The organism is Flavobacterium soli DSM 19725 (assembly GCF_000422705.1).
Classification (GTDB): domain Bacteria; phylum Bacteroidota; class Bacteroidia; order Flavobacteriales; family Flavobacteriaceae; genus Flavobacterium; species Flavobacterium soli.
On sequence record NZ_AUGO01000001.1, the window covers coordinates 408,159 to 427,742 of the forward strand.

Genomic DNA, 19,584 nt, shown 5'->3' on the forward strand with positions numbered 1-19,584 from the left:
AAGTTAATGAAATGTGATGACGAAATGCTTCGTAAATTGTAACCACATTGAGAATTTAACTACTTTTATGTTTTTGAAATTTATATGAAGAAACACAAACCGACGCCAATCACTATTTTAGGGGAAACCATCCTTCCCGGAGAAAGCAAAACCATCAATATGGAAATTGCCAAACTCCACACCACGACCAAATTAAAAATCCCAATCATCATTGAACGTTCTAAAATTGAAGGTCCGATTGTGCTTTTTTCTGCTGGAATTCATGGAGATGAAATCAATGGTGTTGAGATTGTGAGGCAAATTATAATTCAAAAAATCAACAAGCCCAAAACGGGAACTATCATCTGTATTCCTGTGATTAATATTTTTGGTTTTGTAAACAAATCACGCGAATTTCCTGACGGAAGGGATTTGAATCGCATTTTTCCAGGAAGCAAAAACGGTTCGCTAGCTTCACGTTTTGCCTATCATATTTTGAAAGAAATCATGCCAATTGTAGATTATTGTGTCGATTTTCACGCTGGTGGAGCGAGCCGTTTCAATGCTCCCCAAATCAGGATTGTCCCCAATAACGATGAATTGAAAAAACTGGCCGATATTTTTGATGCTCCTTTCACTTTATATTCCAAAAACATTGCAGGTTCGTTTCGAAATTCGAGCGAGAAACTCAATGTAAAAATGTTGCTTTTTGAAGGCGGGAAATCATTGGACATCAACAACGATATTGCACAAGAAGGCGTGAATGGAGCCAAACGTGTTTTGGATTATTTAGGAATGCTGAATCCAAAACAGAAAGCTTTGCAAAAAGAGACACCCACCATATACATCGAAAAATCGAGCTGGGTCCGGGCTAATAAATCAGGATTGTTTTTGGATTATAACAAAATTGGTTGCTATGTCAAGAAAGGCTTTGTTTTGGGAGTCATTACAGATCCTTTTGGCAAATTCGAGCAAAAAGTGAAAGCTCCAAATGACGGTTATATCATCAATGCAAATCATTCGCCGATTGTATATCAAGGAGATGCTTTGTATCATATCTCGAATATAATTACTTCAGAAAATGAATAAAAAAGAACTCCGAATCAAATATAAAGAATTAAGAAAATCGCTTTCTGATGAGGAAATTGAGGAGAAGAGTTTGGCTGTAGCCAATAGATTAATCCACCTTCCGATTTGGGAAAAAAATTATTTCCATATTTTCCTTCCGATTACCGAGCAAAAAGAAATCGATACCGAATTTATCCTGCATCTTTTAGCAGGAAAAGACAAAGAAATTATTGTTTCCAAAAGTGATTTCGAAATCAGAAAAATGACCCATTTCCTTTTGACCGACAATACTAAAATCAAGAAAAACGAATACAATATTCCCGAACCTGTTGATGGAATTGAAGTTCCCTCAAGTAAAATTGAGGTGGTTTTTGTTCCGCTTTTGGCTTTTGATAAATTAGGAAATCGCGTGGGTTATGGCAAAGGTTTTTACGACAAATTCCTTTCAGAATGCAAAGAGGATGTCCTGAAAATAGGATTATCCTTCTTTGAAGCAGAAGAAGAAATTACGGATATTTTTGAAAGCGATATACGACTGAACATTTGTATCACCCCTTCTAAAACCTATCTTTTCGACTAATTGGCGTATCTTTATAAAAAATAAAATTTTATGAAAGTATCCCAATTATTAAAAGTCCTCGTTATTACTTTACTAATGAGTTTCGCCTTTTCCAGTTGTAGTGCAGGAGTTGGAATAGGAATTCCTAACAAATCGGCAAAAAGAGTTCCGCCTGGTCAAGCAAAAAAAGCAGCTGGAGCGAAAAGTGCCAAAAAATTTGCACCTGGACAGAATAAATAAATCTATTTACTCTAAATTATTCTTGAAAAAAGTATCCTGTTCGTTATGATTCGGTGCGAAAGCTCTTTTGTTGAAAAAGATTAAGATTCCGACACCAGTAGAAATCGCCATATCTGCTACATTAAAGATAGCATTGAAGAAAGTAAAATGCTTTCCACCCCAAATTGGCATCCAATCTGGTAATTGATAATTATCGATGATTGGAAAATAAAACATATCGACTACTTTTCCGTGAAAAAGTGTTCCATAGGGATCTTCTGAAAATAATGTGGCAACTTGACCGTGACTGTGGTCAAAAATAAGTCCGTAGAAGACAGAATCAATAATGTTTCCAAAAGCTCCCGTCAAAATCAAAGCTATCGCAACAATTAAATAATTTGAGCTACGGTTTTTTACCGACTCGTTTAGCCAATATCCAATACCGCAAACGGCAACCAATCTAAAAAGTGTCAAGAAAAGCTTTCCGTAATCGCCCGGGATTTCAACCCCCCAGGCCATTCCGTCATTTTCAATGAAGAATATTTGGAACCAATTTTGTCCAAATACCTTTATTTTTTCTTCTAGAACAAAATGGGTCTTGATGTATATTTTTGATATTTGATCGATTACCAATAATAAGATAACCAGCAAATAAGCTTTCCTTAATGACATTTTTATTTTTTTGAATTGCAAAAGTAACGAAATTCCAAAAAAGAAATTCCAAATTCCAAAAAAGAAATTCCAAATTCCAATGGATTACTCAAGGTAATTATTGGTATTTGGAATTTGATAATGGTCTTTTTTTTGAATTATCGTTGCAAGTTTTTCGCTTCGATGCTCATTGTAGCGTGAGGAACAATTTTCAATCTTTCTTTACCGATTAATTTTCCTGTTACTTTACAAACACCGTAGGTTTTATTTTCTACTCTGAAAAGAGCATTTTTCAAATCGCGAATAAACTTCTCTTGACGGATGGCCAATTGAGAATTTGCTTCCTTCGACATGGTTTCACTTCCTTCTTCAAATGCTTTGAATGTTGGCGATGTATCATCCGTTCCATTATTCAAATCATTCATATAAGCACTCTTGATCAAATCTAAATCAGATTGTGCTTTCTGTATTTTATTTAAAATAATCTCTTTGAACTCTGCTAAATCAGCATCCGAGTATCTTGCTACTTCATCAACCATAAGGGGGTTATTTTATAATTAATATTTTTGTTTTTATATCATCAAACTCAATTTCTATTCCATTTATTATTTCGTCTTCAAAAATCATCACCTCTGTTAAGGTTTCTGACTTGATATAAGCTTCATTTTTAGTGATTGCTTCTTCCAAAACGCCACTTTTTTGCAAATGAACGGTAATTTTATCCGTAACCTCAAATCCAGAATCTTTTCTAATGTTCTGAATTCTGTTGACAAGCTCTCTTGCTATCCCTTCATTTTTTAATTCTTCAGATATTGTAATGTCTAAAGCAACCGTGATGTTTCCTGAATTTGCAACCAACCAGCCTTCAATATCTTGGGATGTAATTTCTACATCTTCTTTGGTTAAAGTTATGCTATTTCCTGATAATTCAATAATTGTGAAACCACTGGTATCCAATTGGTTGATTTGTTCCTGCGATAAACTTTGTATCTGTTTGGAAATCAAACCCATATCTTTACCAAAACGTGGCCCAAGAGTCTTAAAATTAGGTTTTATTTGCTTGATTAAAATCCCCGAAGCATCGTCTAAAAGTTCTATTTCTTTCACATTAACCTCCGCTTTTATGAGGTCGGAAATGGCTTCGATTTCGGCCTTGAAATTAGCGTCAAGTACTGGAATCATTACCTTTTGCAACGGCTGACGCACCTTTATCATTTCCTTTTTTCGGAGTGATAAAACCAATGATGAAATGGTTTGTGCTTTCTGCATTTTGCTTTCTAACGATTTATCAACAAAGTTTTCAACTTGTTTTGGAAATTCCGCCAAATGTACACTGTCAAAATTTTCCGACTGTGTTGCCTGTGTTAAATCTCTGTAAAGCTTGTCCATAAAGAACGGAGCGATTGGAGCACCTAGTTTTGCAACGGTCAAAAGACAGGTATAAAGGGTCTGATAAGCCGCGATTTTATCTTGGGCATATTCGCCTTTCCAGAAACGTCTTCTGCACAAACGCACATACCAGTTGCTCAAATTTTCCTGAACAAAATCAGAAATGGCACGAGCCGCTTTTGTAGGTTCGTATTCTGCATAAGCATCATCCACCACTTTTATCAATGTATGCAATTCGGATAAAATCCAACGGTCGATTTCTGGTCTTTCGTTTAACGGAACTTCTGCTTCTGCATATTTGAATCCGTCGATATTGGCATATAAGCTAAAGAACGAATAGGTATTGTATAATGTTCCAAAGAATTTTCGACGCACCTCAGCAACTCCTTCGATGTCAAATTTCAAGTTGTCCCAAGGATTAGCATTCGAAATCATGTACCAACGAGTAGCATCCGGACCGTATTCTTTAATAGTTTCGAAAGGATCGGTTGCATTTCCTAGACGTTTGGACATTTTTTGTCCGTTTTTGTCTAAAACCAAACCGTTTGAGACTACATTTTTATAAGCGATTTTATCAAAAACCAATGTTCCGATTGCATGCAAAGTATAAAACCAACCTCGAGTTTGATCTACACCTTCTGCGATAAAATCAGCTGGAAAATCTTTGTTCTCGTCAATCTTGTCTTTATTTTCAAAAGGATAATGCCATTGAGCATAAGGCATTGCACCAGAATCGAACCAAACGTCAATCAGGTCGCTTTCGCGTTTCATTGGTTTTCCGGAAGCCGAAACCAATGTGATTTCATCTACTACATTTTTATGCAAATCGACCAAATCATAATTTTCTTCCGACATATTTCCGATTTCGAAACCTTTGAAAGGGTTTTCTTTTTGGAAACCCGCTTCGATTGATTTTTCTATGGCGTTGTATAATTCTTCGACAGAACCAATCAATACTTCTTCTTTCTTGTCTTCGGTTCTCCATATTGGTAACGGAATTCCCCAATACCTTGAACGGGAAAGGTTCCAGTCGTTGGCGTTTTTCAACCAATTTCCGAAACGGCCTTCGCCTGTAGATTTTGGTTTCCAGTTAATCGTGTCGTTCAAATCGAACATTCTGTCTTTTACATCCGTCACTTTGATGAACCAAGAATCTAATGGATAATATAAAAGCGGTTCATCTGTTCTCCAGCTGTGTGGGTAACTGTGAACGTATTTTTCGACTTTAAACGCTTTGTTTTCTTCTTTTAAACGGATAGCGATTTCAACATCTACTGATTTTTCTGGAGCTGTTCCTGCATCATAATATTCGTTCTTCACATATTTTCCTGCGAAATCGCCCATGTGTGAAGTGAATTTTCCTTGCAAATCTACCAATGGAACCGGAGTTCCGTTTTCGTCTAAAACCAACATTGGTGGCACTTCTGGCGTTGCTTCTTTGGCAACTTTCGCATCATCAGCACCAAAAGTTGGAGCCGTGTGAACGATTCCTGTTCCGTCTTCCGTGGTTACAAAATCTCCCGAAATTACCCTAAAAGCATTTTCTGGATTTTGGTAAGGTAAAGCGTAAGGTAATAATTGTTCGTATTTGATTCCGACTAAATCGGCACCTTTTGCTTCTGATAAAATTCTATACGGAAGCTGTTTATCTCCGTTTTTCACTTTGTCAAAATCTGCATCGTCTTCGCTTGCGAAAAATCCTTTTCCGAATTGTTTTCCAATTAAATTTTTAGCCAAAACAACATTTATCGGTTCAAAAGTATATTGGTTAAAAGTTTGAACTAAAACATAATCGATTTTTGGGCCAACTGTCAAAGCGGTGTTAGAAGGCAAAGTCCAAGGGGTTGTTGTCCAAGCCAAGAAATGTACATCTCCAAAGCCTTGTAAAAACGAAGGCAATGTTTCTGGCAATGTCTTGAATTGTGCCACAATCGTAGTATCTGTGACATCTCTGTAAGCTCCCGGCTGGTTTACTTCGTGGGAAGACAATCCAGTTCCTGCTTTTGGAGAATACGGCTGGATCGTGTAACCTTTGTACAACAAACCTTTATCGTAGATTTGTTTCAAAAGCCACCAAACCGACTCCATATATTTTGGCTTGTAGGTTACATAAGGATCTTCCATATCTACCCAATACCCCATTTTTTCGGTAAGGTCGTTCCACACGTCGGTGTAACGCATTACTGTTTTTTTACAGGCTTCGTTATATTCTTCGATGGAAATGGCTTTTCCGATATCTTCTTTTGTGATGCCGAGTTCTTTTTCGGTTCCCAATTCTACTGGCAAACCGTGAGTGTCCCAGCCTGCTTTTCTTTTTACCTGAAAGCCTTTTTGGGTTTTATAACGACAAAAAATATCCTTAATCGCACGAGCCATCACGTGGTGAATCCCAGGCAAGCCATTTGCTGAAGGCGGCCCTTCAAAAAAGACGTAGGGTTGGTTTCCTTCGCGTGTGGTAACGCTTTTCTCGAAGATGTTTTCTTTTTTCCAGAAATCAAGTACTTCAGACGCTACAGTTGGCAGGTCAAGTCCTTTATATTCAGTAAATTTTGTACTCATTTTATCGTTTTCTTAAATCAATTTGCGAAAGTAATAAATAGTTGGGAGTTATGGGTTATGAGTTATGAGTTTTTGGGTTTTGAATATTGGTTTTACCAAATATTAAATAATAGAGCATCAAAAATGTTTTTTTACCATATAAGGCAAGCAAGTTCATTTAAGTTGAATTTTCTTCGTTGGTTCGTTCGCGTGAGGGATTGAAGTGGAAATCCTTTTCTTTTTTTTCTTTAAAAAAAGAAAAGATTACTTCACATTACTTTTATTTTCAGAGGAGTTCAGTGAACTACGTTTGATAACGGAAAGCCCGACAGCATTTTCAAAAAGGCTATGGACAAACTGAATTTGCCTTTTTGAAAATGGTGGCACGCCCAAATTATGCAAAAACTTCTTTTAGCACATCTAATGATTTTGGTTTCCTGAAACCATCTAGATGCAAGGTGTAATAATCAATCAGTATTTTGAGTAAAATTTGTCTTTCGACGGATGCGAAGATTTTTTGGTCGCTGTCGAATTTTAAATTCATTAGTCGTTTTAGCAGATGGGTTTCGTGTTCGGAAAGGCTACTGACGGCGTGAAAGGGTGTGAAAACGCCTTCGATCATTTCGAAGAATTTTGAATCTGAATCTGAATTATCGGGATAGAAACCCAGGTATTTTGTGGTTTCCAATAATAAAATTAGATGAAAATTCGCTACTTCGTCATGGTTGTCGAGCCAAAGTAATGAGGTTTCGAGAAAGGCGAAAAAGTGTTCATTTTTTTCTTCTTCATGAATGCTATGGTGCAAGATTTCGGAGATAAACATGACAATCGTACTCTTCACAACATCAGTATGGATGGAATGAAACGGCGATGCGATTTTTATTTCCTTGAAGTTCTCGAGCGTTCCTTTGTTTTTATGGATGGCTTCGATTTCAAGAATAGAAAGTGGCTGAAAATAGGCAATTTTCTGGTTTGATTTTCGGCTGGAAAAAGCATCACGAACAAAATAGCTTTTGAGTCCGTCGGATTGTGTGAAGCATGTTACAATCAGGCTTTTTTCCTGGTATTTTAGGGACGAAATTACGATTGCTTTGGTTTTGATGTTCATGGGTTCAAGGTAATGGATACAGGGTTCTGGGTTGTCCTTCCTTGGACCATTTACCCTAAACCCCGAACCTATCTGACGATCATTACTTTTTTGACTTTTGTTTCCAAACCGTCTTGGGCTGAAATAAAAATCATGTAGACTCCCGAGGCAACTTTATATTTGCCGAAAGCTGTCGTATCCCATTCAATTGTTCCTCCTTCCGAAACTACTTCATGCACGAGATTGCCTTCGATATCGGTAATTTTTATTCTGGCTTTATCGAGCAATCCGGTGATTTTTACGGTTCCATAATATTCTGGACGAACTGGATTTGGATACACTTTTACATTTTGTAGATTATCGCTTCCGGTAGTGGAAAATCCTTTGAAGGAAACCATTCCTTTTGTTGTTGCAAAGAAAACTTCTCCTGTTATTGGATTGATGTCAATATCGTTAATGGAATTGCTGGGCAAAGGTGAATTGGTAATCGTAAATCGTTGAAGGGTTTCTTGTCCATTTGGAGAAACTTGGAAGACACCTGAATCAGCAGTTCCAATCCATTTGTTATTGGCACCATCGACAACAATATCAGTTATAAATTGTTCATATAGTAATTCTTGTGCTACATCTTCTTCTATAATAATAATAGGATTTGTTGTCATTTGATCTTCTGAAAGATATCTGTCGACACTGGATAAAACTCGTAATCCTTTAGTTGTTCCTATCCAAAGTTGATTTCGGTTATCAATTGCTATGGTTCTTGTGTTTCTAATGGGCAAATTACCTTCTTCTCCCGCTGTTATTATTTTGAAAACATTTGTTGTCTCGTTGAATGCCATCACCCCTTGAGTTGAAGCTAACCATTTGGTCCCATTCTTGTCTACCACCAATTGATCATAATTGATGTCTTCTGGATCATGAAAGTCATCTGTTGCAAAACTTTGCCATTGATTATTGGTTTTTAAAACTTTTAAACCGTTTGGCACCAAACTATTAGTGATCCATAAATTTCCTGTTTTGTCAAATGCGGCACCATTTATCCTAACGCTTATGTTTGTGCCGTCAAAGGTTAGTGTTTCCGGCCCATTTGGAGCAGAATTCGTTTGGTCGTATAAATAAATTGGGACGTCATTTTCTAGTTTTAATAGTCCTGAATGATGTGAACTTATGAAAACTTCATTTTGATTATTCGGATTGATAACAATTTTGGATAATGACTTAGCTCCAAGAACTTCTTCATAAGGTATATTGAGCCACTTGTTATTTACAAACTTGGAAATTCCATATTCGTTTACAGTCCCAAAAGAATCATAATTGAAAGGATTGTAAATGGCATCATAACCTCCAAAAACTGCCCATATATTTTCAGTCTTAGCATTTACCGCAAAAACCGCATTTTTTAGAGGTCCATCAGGACTCAAAAATTCGAAAGTAAAAGCGTTGTTGATTGTGGTAACAAGTAGTCCATTTTCTTCTGTTCCTATATAAACTTTATTATTGACAATAGTTCCACAAGTGAATTCAACAACTTGTTCCATAACTTGATTGGTATTAATTAGTGCGACTTGAGCCAATTGTTCATTATAGATGTACACATTATTTTGTGTAGTGATAATTAAAAAATCTTCGCTTTCGCGTATATCCAACGGTTGTTGAAGCAATTGAATAAAGGGTTGAAAAGTAGCACCATTGTATCTATGCATATTTGAATTTTGATTGACCGCCAACAGCTCGTTACCAATTGCCTCTATTCCCAACCAATTTCCAAATGCAATATTGATCCATTCGTTATAATCGATTAAGTTCTCGCTTAGAATATTTGCCCTTCTAATACCCGAAGAAGCAGTTGCAGCATAGATGAACCCGTTAAAAACTTCAGTTTGCAAGACTCTAATTTCGGCTCCATTATCGCCAATAAAATAGGTGTCACCAAATTGAAGGGTTTCCAAATTATATTGCACCACTCCAAAATCGCACGAGATATATGCAATTCCTTCATATTCTTGGATATGATTAATCCTTTTAATATTTGGTGGTATTTGCTTGTTGATGATATCGACAACGGTTTTCATACTTCCGTCGCTTTCGTTTACAACCATTAACAATCCGTTTTCATAACCTACCAATGTTCTATTAAAATTTTCGCTATGGTATAGGGTGGAGATTGTCTGACCTGGCAAACCGTCTATGGTATTCGTGGTTTTTATTTCGTTAGTAAGATTATTTAAGGAGAAAAAAGCATTTTCTGAAGCTGCAAAAACTTTATTAGTTGACTCAGCAACATCCTTAATTTCATTATAACTAAAATAACTGTTCCAGCTTTCACTGTTCTGAGAAAAACCTATTTGTATTGAGACAAGGAAAAAAAATGCTGGGAAAAAATATTTCATTACTATTTTATTACTAAGACAAATATACTACAAAACGAATTTAATTGATTTTTAATATTAAGATGGCAAAAAAAATGCTCTCAAATTGAGAGCATTTTCAAATTATAATAAGATTGCTAATTAAACAACACCTTGAGCAAGCATTGCATCAGCAACTTTTACAAATCCTGCAATATTTGCACCTTTCACATAATCAACATAGCCTGAAGCATCAGAACCATATTTTACACATGAAGCGTGAATATCTAGCATAATTCTTTTTAATCTTTCGTCAACTTCTTCTGAAGTCCAGCTTAATCTCAAAGAGTTTTGAGACATCTCAAGTCCTGAAGTTGCAACACCTCCTGCATTAGAAGCTTTTCCTGGAGCAAATAATATTTTTGCTTTTTGGAAAACCAATACTGCCTCTGGAGTTGATGGCATATTCGCTCCTTCGGCAACACAGATACATCCGTTTGCCACTAAAGCTTTTGCTTCATCTTCATTCAATTCATTTTGAGTAGCACATGGCAAGGCAACATCACATTTCACTTCCCATGGGCGTTTTCCTTCTACGAATTTAGCAGATGGATATTTTTTCAAATAGTCACTGATTCTACCTCTTAATTCGTTTTTGATTTCCATTACATGAGCCAATTTCTCAGCATCAATTCCGTCAGCATCATAGATATATCCTGATGAATCTGACATTGTAACTACTTTACCTCCTAATTGAGTTGCTTTTTCTGCAGCATATTGAGCTACGTTTCCAGAACCAGAAATAACTACAGTTTTTCCTGTGAAGCTATCACCTCTTGTTCCTAACATGCTTTGTGCAAAGTATACATCACCATATCCTGTAGCTTCAGGACGGATTAATGATCCTCCGAAAGAAATTCCTTTACCAGTCAAAACACCTGTAAATTCGTTTCTTAATCTTTTATATTGACCAAACATATAGCCAACTTCTCTTCCCCCAACACCGATATCTCCAGCAGGAACGTCAGTGTTTCCACCGATATGCTTTGCTAATTCGGTCATGAAAGCTTGGCAAAAACGCATTACTTCGTTATCCGATTTTCCTTTTGGATCAAAGTCAGCTCCACCTTTTCCTCCACCCATTGGCAAAGTAGTTAAACTGTTTTTGAATGTTTGCTCGAAAGCCAAGAATTTCAAGATACTCAAGTTTACAGATGGATGAAAACGAATTCCTCCTTTGTATGGTCCGATGGCAGAGTTCATCTGGATACGGTATCCACGGTTCACTTGAGTGTTTCCAGCATCATCAATCCATACAATACGGAAAGTGATGATTCTTTCGGCCTCAACCATTCTTTCCAGAAGCATTTTGTTCTGGTATTTTTTATTTTCTTCAATAAACGGAATTACTGTTTCAGCAACTTCGTGTACAGCCTGCATGAATTCAGGCTCGTTAGGGTTTCTTTTAGCAACTGCTTCAACAAAAGATTGAATACTTTGTGACATGATTATTAAGTTATTAACGTTTGTGAAAACGTTTTCGTTTGATGAGACAAATATACATTTAATTGAAATATGGTGGTATCTTTTTTTGTATTCTCAGTAAAATTATTCTTTTGTTAAGAAATCTTAATGAAAACACTCATTATTACTATCCTTTAAAGGTTTTTGTGGCATTTTATCTTGAAAATCAAGTATTTCATCGATATAATTTATAAGTCCTATATGTTTTTTATATATTTGCCGATATTTACAATTGAAAATTTTTGATCATGCCAAAAAAAATATTAACTCTTTTAGTTATTATAATTAGCTATTACTCTGTACAGGCACAATATGGGAGAACCTATCAAGAAATTGGTATCATGGCAGGCCCTGTATTTTTCCAGTCAGATTTTGGTGCTAGGGGCGAAATTGAGAATGCGATCAAAAACGTAGGTATTTCTGGAGGAGTTTTCTATTATTTATCTTTAAACAATGACCGTTCGACCTTTTCTGATAATTTTAAAATTCGCTTAGAAGCTTCTTTTATGAAAGTGCAACTCCAACATTATGGTAAATATGTTGAAGCATCGACAGATTTTGCTCGAAAATTAAGAGGTATGAATACTACCCTGTCTGCAGGAAATGTTGGATTCCAACTTGAATATTACCCTTTTAAAACGGATGATTATAGTGGAGCTACTTTTAGTCCTTATATTAGTGCTGGAGGTCAATTAACAAGCTACAATGCAAAGGCTTATTCTAAATTAGGCCCTATTGGAACACCACAAGTTGTTCCTGTAAAATATGTAGATGGTTTTAAAAATTCTTCTGGATGGGCAACTTCGGTTACTGCAAGTATGGGTTTTAGATATAAACTAAATGATTATAATGCAATTATAGTTGATGGTAGACTTCAATATTATTTTACAGATTGGATGGACGGAATGAATCCTGATAGAAGAACCTACACTGAAAATAAAACAAACGACTACTCTGCAACCTTAAACATAGGCTACGTTTATTATTTCAATTAATTTATTCCTCTTTTTTCTATTCTCCTTTTTCGGCTAATTTCCTTTCAAGTTCTGCTTGAAATTCCTCCATTACGGGTTTCATCGTGCTTTCTGGAATATCGGCAATTCTGATATACATCAGTCCATCAACAGCATTGTTGAACAACGGATCCACATTAAAAGCTACAACTCTGGCATTTTGCTTGATGTATTTCTTGATCAATACTGGCAAACGCAAACTTCCTGGTTCTAGTTCATCAATTATTTTATCGAATTTATTTAAATCAGATTCCGCTTCGTCAAAAATAAAATCCTTATCGGCGTCTTTCAATTTTACCTTATATTCTTTTTTAGGATGAATATATTGTGCAATGTAAGGATCATAGTAATTGGACTTCATGAACTCAATCATCAACGATTTCGAGAAATCCGAAAATTGATTGCTAATACTCACACCTCCAATCAAAAATTTATGTTCTGGATAGCGTAAAGTTGTATGCATAATTCCTTTCCAAAGCAAGAATAAAGGCATTGGCTTTTGCTGGTATTCCTTTACAATAAAAGCCCTTCCCATTTCGATTGATTTATGCATCATATCGAAAAGTTCGGGTTCGAAGCGAAAAAGTTCATGCAAATAAAACCCTTCGATTCCATACTTTGGGAAAATTTCAGATCCTAATCCCATCCTGTAAGCTCCAGCTATTTTTTGTGCTTCTTCGTCCCAAAGGAACATGTGGTGATAATATTTGTCGAATTTATCAATATCGATCGATTCATTTGTTCCTTCGCCCACTTCTCGGAATGTAATTTCTCTTAACCTTCCCAATTCATGAAGAATATTCGGAATTTTATCTGCTTGAGCGAAAAAAACTTCATAATTCTTGCTTTGCAATAATCGGCATTCAAGTTTTCTTAAGTTAACAACTTCTGCCACAATTTTTTCATGGTTTGCAGCTGTAACAATTTCTTTCGGACTTTTTGGTAATTTTAAAGTTGGAGTGGTCAAAAGCTTGGATTCCTTCTCGAAAGGATTGGCAAGCATATAGGTTTTCTTTCTTAAAAATTCTGAGTACTCCTCAATTGTTTCGTATTCATTTTGTTCCGAAACAGAGATAGGTTTACCGATTCGAACTTTTATAATTCTATCTTTCTGAGTCAATAGTTCCGAAGGCAATTTAGCCGTTCTAAGTGTTCCTCCCAATTTGGACAACAAATAAAATAACCTACTGTTTTTTGCATGAAAATAAATAGGAACAACCGGAACTTGGGCTTTTCTAATAACTTTGATTGCACCTTCTTCCCAAGCTTTATCTACTACTAATTTGCCATCTTTATAAGTAGAAACTTCTCCGGCAGGAAACATTCCCAGAGGTTTTCCATCGCTCAAATGACGCAAAGTTTCCTTGATTCCAATAACACTAGATTTTGCATCCTTATGATTTTCAAAAGGATTTACTGGCATAATATAAGGTTTCATAGGATCAATTCTATGCAAAAGAAAATTAGCTATGATCTTGAAATTTGGCTCTCGCTCAAGCATTAATTTCAATAACAAAATCCCATCAATTCCTCCCAAAGGATGATTGGAAATAGTGATATAGGCCCCGTCTTTTGGCAAACGCTTTAGGTCTTCTTCTGGAATTTCAAATTTTATCTGGAATTCATCTAATATAGCATTCAAGAACTCAACATCTTTTAAATGCTTGTTCCTGTCATATACATCGTTTAAAGTGGAAATTTTTAAGACTTTCATCAGTAACCATCCTGAAAAAGTTCCAAAAATCCCATATTTTTCAGTGTTTATTGCTTTTGCAACTTCTTTCGCGGTTACTAAACCCATTTATGTATTTAATTTATTTGGCAAAAACAAAGATAGCAAAACTTGTTTAAAATTGACCTTTGTTTATTGAAGTTTCAAAATTCTTTATTTGATTCTGAATGATAGTTTTTTATAAAAATCAAACCTTTTTACCTACTTTTGAAAAAGACAAAATTTTATTCAGAATGAAGATTATTTCTTATAATGTAAACGGTATTAGAGCCGCAATTTCAAAAGGTTTTATCGATTGGCTACAACAAGCAAATCCAGATGTTATTTGTCTTCAAGAGATCAAAGCAACTCAAGATCAGATTCCAGTTGAGGAATTTGAAAAAGCTGGTTACCCCTATCATTACTGGTTTTCTGCACAAAAAAAAGGATATAGTGGTGTGGCAATATTGTCGAAAATAAAACCAAACAATGTTGTTTTTGGGACTGGGATTGATTATATGGATTTTGAAGGTAGAAATCTCCGTTTAGACTTTGATGATTACTCAGTTATGAGTTTATATTTGCCTTCGGGAACAAATATTGCCCGACTCGATCATAAATTCATGTTCATGAGGGAATTTCAGGAATATATTACCGAGTTGAAAAAAGAAATTCCAAACCTGATCATTGGTGGAGATTACAACATTTGCCACGAAGCGATTGATATTCATGATCCTGTTCGAAATAAAACTGTTTCGGGATTCCTTCCAGAAGAAAGAGCTTGGATTGATTTGTTTATGAAAAATGGCTTCACGGATAGTTTCCGTCATTTCAACAAAGATCCCCATCATTATACTTGGTGGAGTTATCGAGCTGGAGCTAGAGGCAACAACAAAGGCTGGAGAATCGATTATATTTTAGTGAGTAATATCATCGAAAACAAATTGCAAAGAGCTTTGATTTTACCAGATGCAAAACACTCTGACCATTGTCCCGTAATGATAGAAATTGAATAAAAATGATAAATTAAATATTTGAAAAATGATAAAAAGAGTTTCCATAGCCTTGCTTGTTTTGGCTTTATCTTCATCTTGTGTATCGAAAAAAGTGTACAACGATTTAGAAAATAAATTTGCCAACCAAAAAAAAGAAAACCGCAAACTAGCTGATGATAATGAGGAATTAACAAAGGCAAAAAATCAATTAGAGCTAGACCAATCTTCTTTACAAAAGGAATATGACAAGCTAAAAGCTGAACGCGACAAACTCCTTGCTGATTATACTGCATCAAACAACAACCTGAAAAACTTGGAAAATTCCTATAGTGCTTTGGAGAAAAATAGTGATGATGCCTTGAAAACCAACATGGACAAAAACCGTGAATTATTGGCACAATTAGAAGCAAAAGAAAAAGCCTTGGCTGCCGAGCAAGAGCGTCTTAACAAACTGATGGCCGATTTCCAAGAGCGTTCTAACCGCGTTGCTGAACTCGAAGGAATGATTTCCTCAAAAGAAGCCGCCATGAAAAAACTAAAAGAAACCCTATCAAAAGCTTTGAATGCTTTCGAAGGAAAAGGCTTGACGGTCGAACAGAAAAACGGGAAAGTCTATGTTTCGATGGAAAACAAATTGTTGTTTCAAACCGGGAGTTGGGCCGTTGGTTCAGAAGGTAAAAAAGCCGTTACCGAGTTAGGAAAAGTGCTAGCCGATAATCCAGACATTTCCGTTTTGATTGAAGGTCATACTGATAATGACAAATTTGCTGGAGCAATGGGGCAAATCGAAAACAACTGGGATTTATCTACAAAAAGAGCAACGGCAATTGTTGGAATTTTGGCTGAAAATAAAGCCATCAATAAACAAAATCTGACTGCTGCAGGAAGGGGAGAATATTCGCCTTTGGCTGCAAATGATTCTGCCGAAGGAAAAGCCAAAAACCGTAGAATTGAAATTATCTTGACTCCAAAACTGGATGAAATTTCGAAGATGTTGAATGAGCTTTAATAGTTTACAAATTAAAAAAAGGCGGTTGAAAATTTCAACCGCCTTTTTTAATATCTATTTTTAAACCTATCTCGGTGTCAACCAACCTTGAGGATTGGCATAAGTAGTATTCTGAGAAATCATAAATTTCAAAACCGTTTTTCCGGTATCACCACTAGTCCTGATTTTTCCGATGGCTTGTTTACGGCTCACTTTTTGTCCTTTACTAACCGATACGCTACTCAAGTTATGATAAATGGTAAAGAAATCTCCGTGCTGTATCATAACCGATTTTTGAACTGGTGAAACATAAATCACACTGTAGACTTCACCATCAAAAACCGCTCTCGCCTCTGCACCGGTAATTGTGGAGATTTCAATTCCGCTACTATGGACCGTCACCGATGGTACTTCCGGATGCGGTTGATTTCCAAATTTCAACGTCACATCACCTCTTTCTACAGGCCAAGGTAATCTTCCTTTATTGGCTTTAAAATTATCCGAAATAATTTTTGCTTCAGGCGTTAATACAATTTTCGATGAATTCTCTGTAGCTTTTGTGGTTGCTGCAGATGTTTTTGGATTTGCTTTTTTCGCGGCAGCTGCTGCTTTTCTATTGGCTTCGGCAATCGCTTCCTTGATTAATTTATCAATTTTTTGATCAATTACTCTCGTTTCTTGCTGTTTTTTCTTGATTTCAGCAGCAATTTTCTTTTTATCTTTCTTGATCGAATTAGCTAGTTTTTCTTGTTCCTGCTTTTCTTTTTGCAAGGCCAATCGTTCTTGTTCTTGCTCCTTGATTATTTTTTGCTTTTCTACTTTTTGAGCATCTAGCTTTTGATTTAAATCTGCAAGTTTGTCGCTTTTAACTTTAATTTCATCTCCTTGTGTTTTTCTATAACTCGCATATTGTTTCATATACTGAGCTCTTTTATAGGCTTGAAGAAAATTCTCTGAAGACAAAAGAAACATGGCTCGGCTTTGTTCGGATCGGCTTTTATAGGATTTCACAATCATTTCGGCATAGTCCTCTTTCAAATCTTTCAATTCGCGATTGAGCTTGTTGATGGCGAGTTGGTTGAGATACATTCCGTCCTTTAAAATTCGGGCTTGCTTTTCGGTAGTTTGAATTAAATTTTCACGCAGTCTAATTTTTTCTTTTTGCTGAATAATCGTTGTCAAGACCGATTTTTGTTTCTGGTCTTGGCTTTTCAACAAACGTTCTTGTTCTTGAATTTCTTTTAAAAGCTGTGCTTTTCGCTGTTCCAGTTTCTCTTGTTGAGTCTGGCTCCACGAAAGTGAGGTCATTATGATAAAAAGAAAAGTAAGAATGTATTTCGACATATTATAAAAATATTTATGCAAATCTAATCAATAAAAATTCTATCAAAGCCATCCGGAACGCTATAAGGGAAAGAAATTTCCTCATTAAAAGTAGCCGACTTGTATTCTATATCAATTTTCGTTGTTTTGTTGTCCTGCAATGCCTCAATGATTAATTGTGTTGGCAAAATAACTTCTGGATAATCCTTATGATTCGGATAACTCACTTTCAACATCCTGTTTTTTGTCTTTTGGCTAATTTCCTGCCTTTTGATTAAAAATTGTGATGCCTCAAAAAAGAACGCTTTTTCAGTATTTTTATTGGATTGATCTTCCAGTTTATATAGTCCTTCTTCAATTGAAGCTTCATATTTCCCTTTGTTCAAATCATCGAAAGCTTGGCCTATTAGCATGTTTTGAACTTTTTTAAAATCCAAATCGGTTCCAAGCCATTTGCTTAAAGTCGAATAATCGCCTTCAAAATATTTGTTTCCGGATTTTTCATAATATTTAACCTCTTTTGGAGTAATCAAAGCTTTTGCCACGGTGTAACCAAAAACGCGAACACTCAACAATATTTTTTCGTCTTTTTGGATTCGAACATCAGCCGATACATTCAGGCTTTGCTTTTCGTCCTTATATTCGACGTCCGCTTTTATGTAGGCTGTTTTGAAATCCTTTTTTACCGCATAATGATTGGAAACAATTTTATCAGCACCCATCTTTTTGGTTGCTGTAGCTTCGGCAATCACGGTTTTGGATTTACAGGAAATTATAGATGTAAAAAAGGCAAGAAGCATCACATATTTCCAAGCTTTATTCTTCCTTATATTTTTCATAACTGTTTTATTCTTTTAATAATTTATCGGCTTTTAGAAAATAGTTTTCTTTCTTCTTCATGTCGCCCAAACCATTATAGGCTTCACCTAATTGTATATTAAAATTAATTTCCAGATTTTTATTTTCTACCAAATAATCGATTCCTGTTTCCAAGATATCTTTTGCCTTTTTGAAATTTTTCAATTGATTGTTGGCCAAACCTGCATAGTAATAAAATTCAGGATTAGACGGAAACAACTCCATCATGTTTTCAGCATTTTTAGCAAGCTCTTTAAACTGTTGATTTTCGGCATAAGCCTGAAACAAAAGCATCGTGTTTCCTAGATTAGTGGGATTGCTACTTTGTTCCATTTCATAATATTTAATGGCCTTGTTCCAATCTTTTTTATTTTGATAAAACTTCCCAATTTCCTTTGCAACATCTACTTCATTTTCGTTTTCAAAATAGGCAATTGCTTTTTCCAAAGCAGCTTCATATTTTGGATTATTGGTAACAAAAATCAAAAACTCATTTAAAATTCTGTGCTTAATTTTATCATCAACTTCATCACTATCAAGTACTTGATTCATTGAAGCAACTGCTTTATCGCCATCATTATTATTGAGATGAAATTTAAAAAGACTCACTTGAGCCCAATCCGAACTTGGAATTTCCTTTTCCAATTGTTTGGCAACTTCAAGCGCTTTTTCTTCTTCATTACTATTTGAATACAGATAAATCAGGGAAATGTAGTTGGCTTCTTCTTTTGGATGCTTTTTGATTAACTCTACCAGATTTTCCTTCTCGCTTCCTTGGTATTTTGCAGTTTGCAGAATTTGCATTTTATAGCCATCTCTTTTTGCAGATTTGCCTACATTTTCATTCAAATCATTGATTAGAGCCAAAGCCTTGTCAAATTGTTGGGTGTACATGTAAAGCGAAACTAGGTCTTCCTTATATCCGGGATCAAATTCGATGAGCTTCGTTACAATAATGATGGACTGATTATAGTCTTGTGTTTGATAGCAAACATCATACATTCCGTTCCAATACCATTTGTTTGAAGGGTCAATTTGTGCTGCTTTTTCGAAAGACTCATAAGCATCTTTATACCCTTTTATTTTGAGATAATTTTTACCTAGCTCATTGTAAACAATTGGATTTTGAGGCTCCAGTTTCAAACATTTTTCTAATGCTTCAATTGCCTTATCATGATTTTCGATTCCTTTTTGCTTTAAAGCTTCAAAGAAATGTTCCTGAAATGCATCGGTTTCCAAACCAATAGTTTCGGGTTCTGCTTGTGCAAAAACCGAATTTGGATTGGAAAACAACATTCCGAATAATAGGATTAGGGCAATTTTTTTCATTTAAA

16 protein-coding genes are annotated in these 19,584 nt (G+C 35.5%); 6 read left to right on the forward strand and 10 right to left on the reverse strand.

The genetic code is table 11. From position 1 onward, the window contains the following. The first annotated feature begins 84 nt into the window (after window positions 1-84). Genes G508_RS0101860 through G508_RS19955 form a run of 3 tightly spaced genes read left to right on the forward strand, consistent with a single transcriptional unit; the run spans window position 85 to window position 1,846 of the window. Window positions 85-1,068, forward strand: a complete 984-nt coding sequence (locus tag G508_RS0101860) for a succinylglutamate desuccinylase/aspartoacylase family protein (protein ID WP_026703729.1) — start codon at window positions 85-87, stop codon at window positions 1,066-1,068. Continuing rightward, window positions 1,061-1,627, forward strand: coding sequence for a 5-formyltetrahydrofolate cyclo-ligase (locus G508_RS0101865; RefSeq protein ID WP_026703730.1), 567 nt, complete (start codon window positions 1,061-1,063; stop codon window positions 1,625-1,627). The genes G508_RS0101860 and G508_RS0101865 overlap by 8 nt, the downstream gene beginning before the upstream one ends. A 30-nt stretch (window positions 1,628-1,657) precedes the next feature. Then, complete coding sequence (locus G508_RS19955) at window positions 1,658-1,846, forward strand: hypothetical protein (protein ID WP_026703731.1); 189 nt, start codon at window positions 1,658-1,660, stop codon at window positions 1,844-1,846. A gap of 6 nt (window positions 1,847-1,852) precedes the next feature. Here the strand turns inward: G508_RS19955 and G508_RS18405 are convergent, their stop codons facing one another. The 6 genes from G508_RS18405 to gdhA form a co-directional block, all read right to left on the reverse strand. After that, window positions 1,853-2,497, reverse strand: coding sequence for a lipoprotein signal peptidase (locus G508_RS18405; RefSeq protein ID WP_051197384.1), 645 nt, complete (start codon window positions 2,495-2,497; stop codon window positions 1,853-1,855). Window positions 2,498-2,634: 137 nt separating this feature from the next. Next, a complete protein-coding gene (locus G508_RS0101880; protein ID WP_026703732.1) occupies window positions 2,635-3,015 on the reverse strand; it encodes a TraR/DksA family transcriptional regulator in 381 nt (126 codons plus the stop codon). Window positions 3,016-3,022: 7 nt separating this feature from the next. Then, the gene (gene ileS, locus G508_RS0101885; RefSeq protein WP_026703733.1) at window positions 3,023-6,424 is read right to left on the reverse strand and encodes an isoleucine--tRNA ligase; all 3,402 of its coding nucleotides are present in this window, start codon (window positions 6,422-6,424) and stop codon (window positions 3,023-3,025) included. A gap of 373 nt (window positions 6,425-6,797) precedes the next feature. After that, window positions 6,798-7,511: a DNA repair protein RecO gene (gene recO, locus G508_RS0101890; RefSeq protein WP_026703734.1), complete on the reverse strand. Its 714-nt coding sequence runs from the start codon at window positions 7,509-7,511 to the stop codon at window positions 6,798-6,800. Between the two features lie 68 nt (window positions 7,512-7,579). Further along, window positions 7,580-9,880, reverse strand: coding sequence for a type IX secretion system anionic LPS delivery protein PorZ (gene porZ / locus G508_RS0101895; protein ID WP_026703735.1), 2,301 nt, complete (start codon window positions 9,878-9,880; stop codon window positions 7,580-7,582). 120 nt (window positions 9,881-10,000) lie between these two features. After that, the gene (gene gdhA, locus G508_RS0101900; protein WP_026703736.1) at window positions 10,001-11,344 is read right to left on the reverse strand and encodes an NADP-specific glutamate dehydrogenase; all 1,344 of its coding nucleotides are present in this window, start codon (window positions 11,342-11,344) and stop codon (window positions 10,001-10,003) included. A 266-nt stretch (window positions 11,345-11,610) separates the two neighbouring features. Between gdhA and G508_RS0101905 the strand changes: the two genes are divergently transcribed. Then, the gene (locus G508_RS0101905) at window positions 11,611-12,357 is read left to right on the forward strand and encodes a THC0290_0291 family protein (RefSeq protein ID WP_051197386.1); all 747 of its coding nucleotides are present in this window, start codon (window positions 11,611-11,613) and stop codon (window positions 12,355-12,357) included. 16 nt (window positions 12,358-12,373) lie between these two features. Here G508_RS0101905 and G508_RS0101910 read toward each other — a convergent pair whose 3' ends face one another. Beyond that, on the reverse strand, window positions 12,374-14,176 hold the full coding sequence (locus tag G508_RS0101910; protein WP_026703738.1) for a GNAT family N-acyltransferase: 1,803 nt from the start codon (window positions 14,174-14,176) through the stop codon (window positions 12,374-12,376). 164 nt (window positions 14,177-14,340) lie between these two features. On the opposite strand from G508_RS0101910, the gene G508_RS0101915 reads away from it, so the two are divergent. Continuing rightward, window positions 14,341-15,102 (forward strand): exodeoxyribonuclease III, encoded by a 762-nt coding sequence (locus tag G508_RS0101915; RefSeq protein WP_026703739.1) that lies wholly within the window; start codon window positions 14,341-14,343, stop codon window positions 15,100-15,102. Between the two features lie 25 nt (window positions 15,103-15,127). Next, on the forward strand, window positions 15,128-16,090 hold the full coding sequence (locus G508_RS0101920) for an OmpA/MotB family protein (RefSeq protein WP_026703740.1): 963 nt from the start codon (window positions 15,128-15,130) through the stop codon (window positions 16,088-16,090). Between the two features lie 66 nt (window positions 16,091-16,156). Here G508_RS0101920 and G508_RS0101925 read toward each other — a convergent pair whose 3' ends face one another. Genes G508_RS0101925 through G508_RS0101935 form a run of 3 tightly spaced genes read right to left on the reverse strand, consistent with a single transcriptional unit; the run spans window position 16,157 to window position 19,579 of the window. Then, a complete protein-coding gene (locus G508_RS0101925; RefSeq protein WP_026703741.1) occupies window positions 16,157-17,413 on the reverse strand; it encodes a murein hydrolase activator EnvC family protein in 1,257 nt (418 codons plus the stop codon). Between the two features lie 23 nt (window positions 17,414-17,436). Continuing rightward, window positions 17,437-18,231 (reverse strand): DUF4292 domain-containing protein, encoded by a 795-nt coding sequence (locus G508_RS0101930; protein ID WP_051197387.1) that lies wholly within the window; start codon window positions 18,229-18,231, stop codon window positions 17,437-17,439. 7 nt (window positions 18,232-18,238) lie between these two features. Then, entirely contained in the window at window positions 18,239-19,579 is a 1,341-nt protein-coding gene (locus G508_RS0101935) for a tetratricopeptide repeat protein (protein WP_026703743.1), read from the reverse strand. Window positions 19,580-19,584: the final 5 nt, after the last annotated feature.

Coding starts and splice junctions, on each gene's coding strand:
- G508_RS19955 (WP_026703731.1), top strand. CDS start 1,658: ATGAAAGTATCCCAATTATTAAAAGTCCTCGTTATTACTTTACTAATG.
- G508_RS0101880 (WP_026703732.1), bottom strand. CDS start 3,015: ATGGTTGATGAAGTAGCAAGATACTCGGATGCTGATTTAGCAGAGTTC.
- porZ (WP_026703735.1), bottom strand. CDS start 9,880: ATGAAATATTTTTTCCCAGCATTTTTTTTCCTTGTCTCAATACAAATA.
- G508_RS0101905 (WP_051197386.1), top strand. CDS start 11,611: ATGCCAAAAAAAATATTAACTCTTTTAGTTATTATAATTAGCTATTAC.
- ileS (WP_026703733.1), bottom strand. CDS start 6,424: ATGAGTACAAAATTTACTGAATATAAAGGACTTGACCTGCCAACTGTA.
- G508_RS0101865 (WP_026703730.1), top strand. CDS start 1,061: ATGAATAAAAAAGAACTCCGAATCAAATATAAAGAATTAAGAAAATCG.
- G508_RS0101935 (WP_026703743.1), bottom strand. CDS start 19,579: ATGAAAAAAATTGCCCTAATCCTATTATTCGGAATGTTGTTTTCCAAT.
- G508_RS0101930 (WP_051197387.1), bottom strand. CDS start 18,231: ATGAAAAATATAAGGAAGAATAAAGCTTGGAAATATGTGATGCTTCTT.
- G508_RS0101915 (WP_026703739.1), top strand. CDS start 14,341: ATGAAGATTATTTCTTATAATGTAAACGGTATTAGAGCCGCAATTTCA.
- gdhA (WP_026703736.1), bottom strand. CDS start 11,344: ATGTCACAAAGTATTCAATCTTTTGTTGAAGCAGTTGCTAAAAGAAAC.
- recO (WP_026703734.1), bottom strand. CDS start 7,511: ATGAACATCAAAACCAAAGCAATCGTAATTTCGTCCCTAAAATACCAG.
- G508_RS0101860 (WP_026703729.1), top strand. CDS start 85: ATGAAGAAACACAAACCGACGCCAATCACTATTTTAGGGGAAACCATC.
- G508_RS18405 (WP_051197384.1), bottom strand. CDS start 2,497: ATGTCATTAAGGAAAGCTTATTTGCTGGTTATCTTATTATTGGTAATC.
- G508_RS0101910 (WP_026703738.1), bottom strand. CDS start 14,176: ATGGGTTTAGTAACCGCGAAAGAAGTTGCAAAAGCAATAAACACTGAA.
- G508_RS0101925 (WP_026703741.1), bottom strand. CDS start 17,413: ATGTCGAAATACATTCTTACTTTTCTTTTTATCATAATGACCTCACTT.
- G508_RS0101920 (WP_026703740.1), top strand. CDS start 15,128: ATGATAAAAAGAGTTTCCATAGCCTTGCTTGTTTTGGCTTTATCTTCA.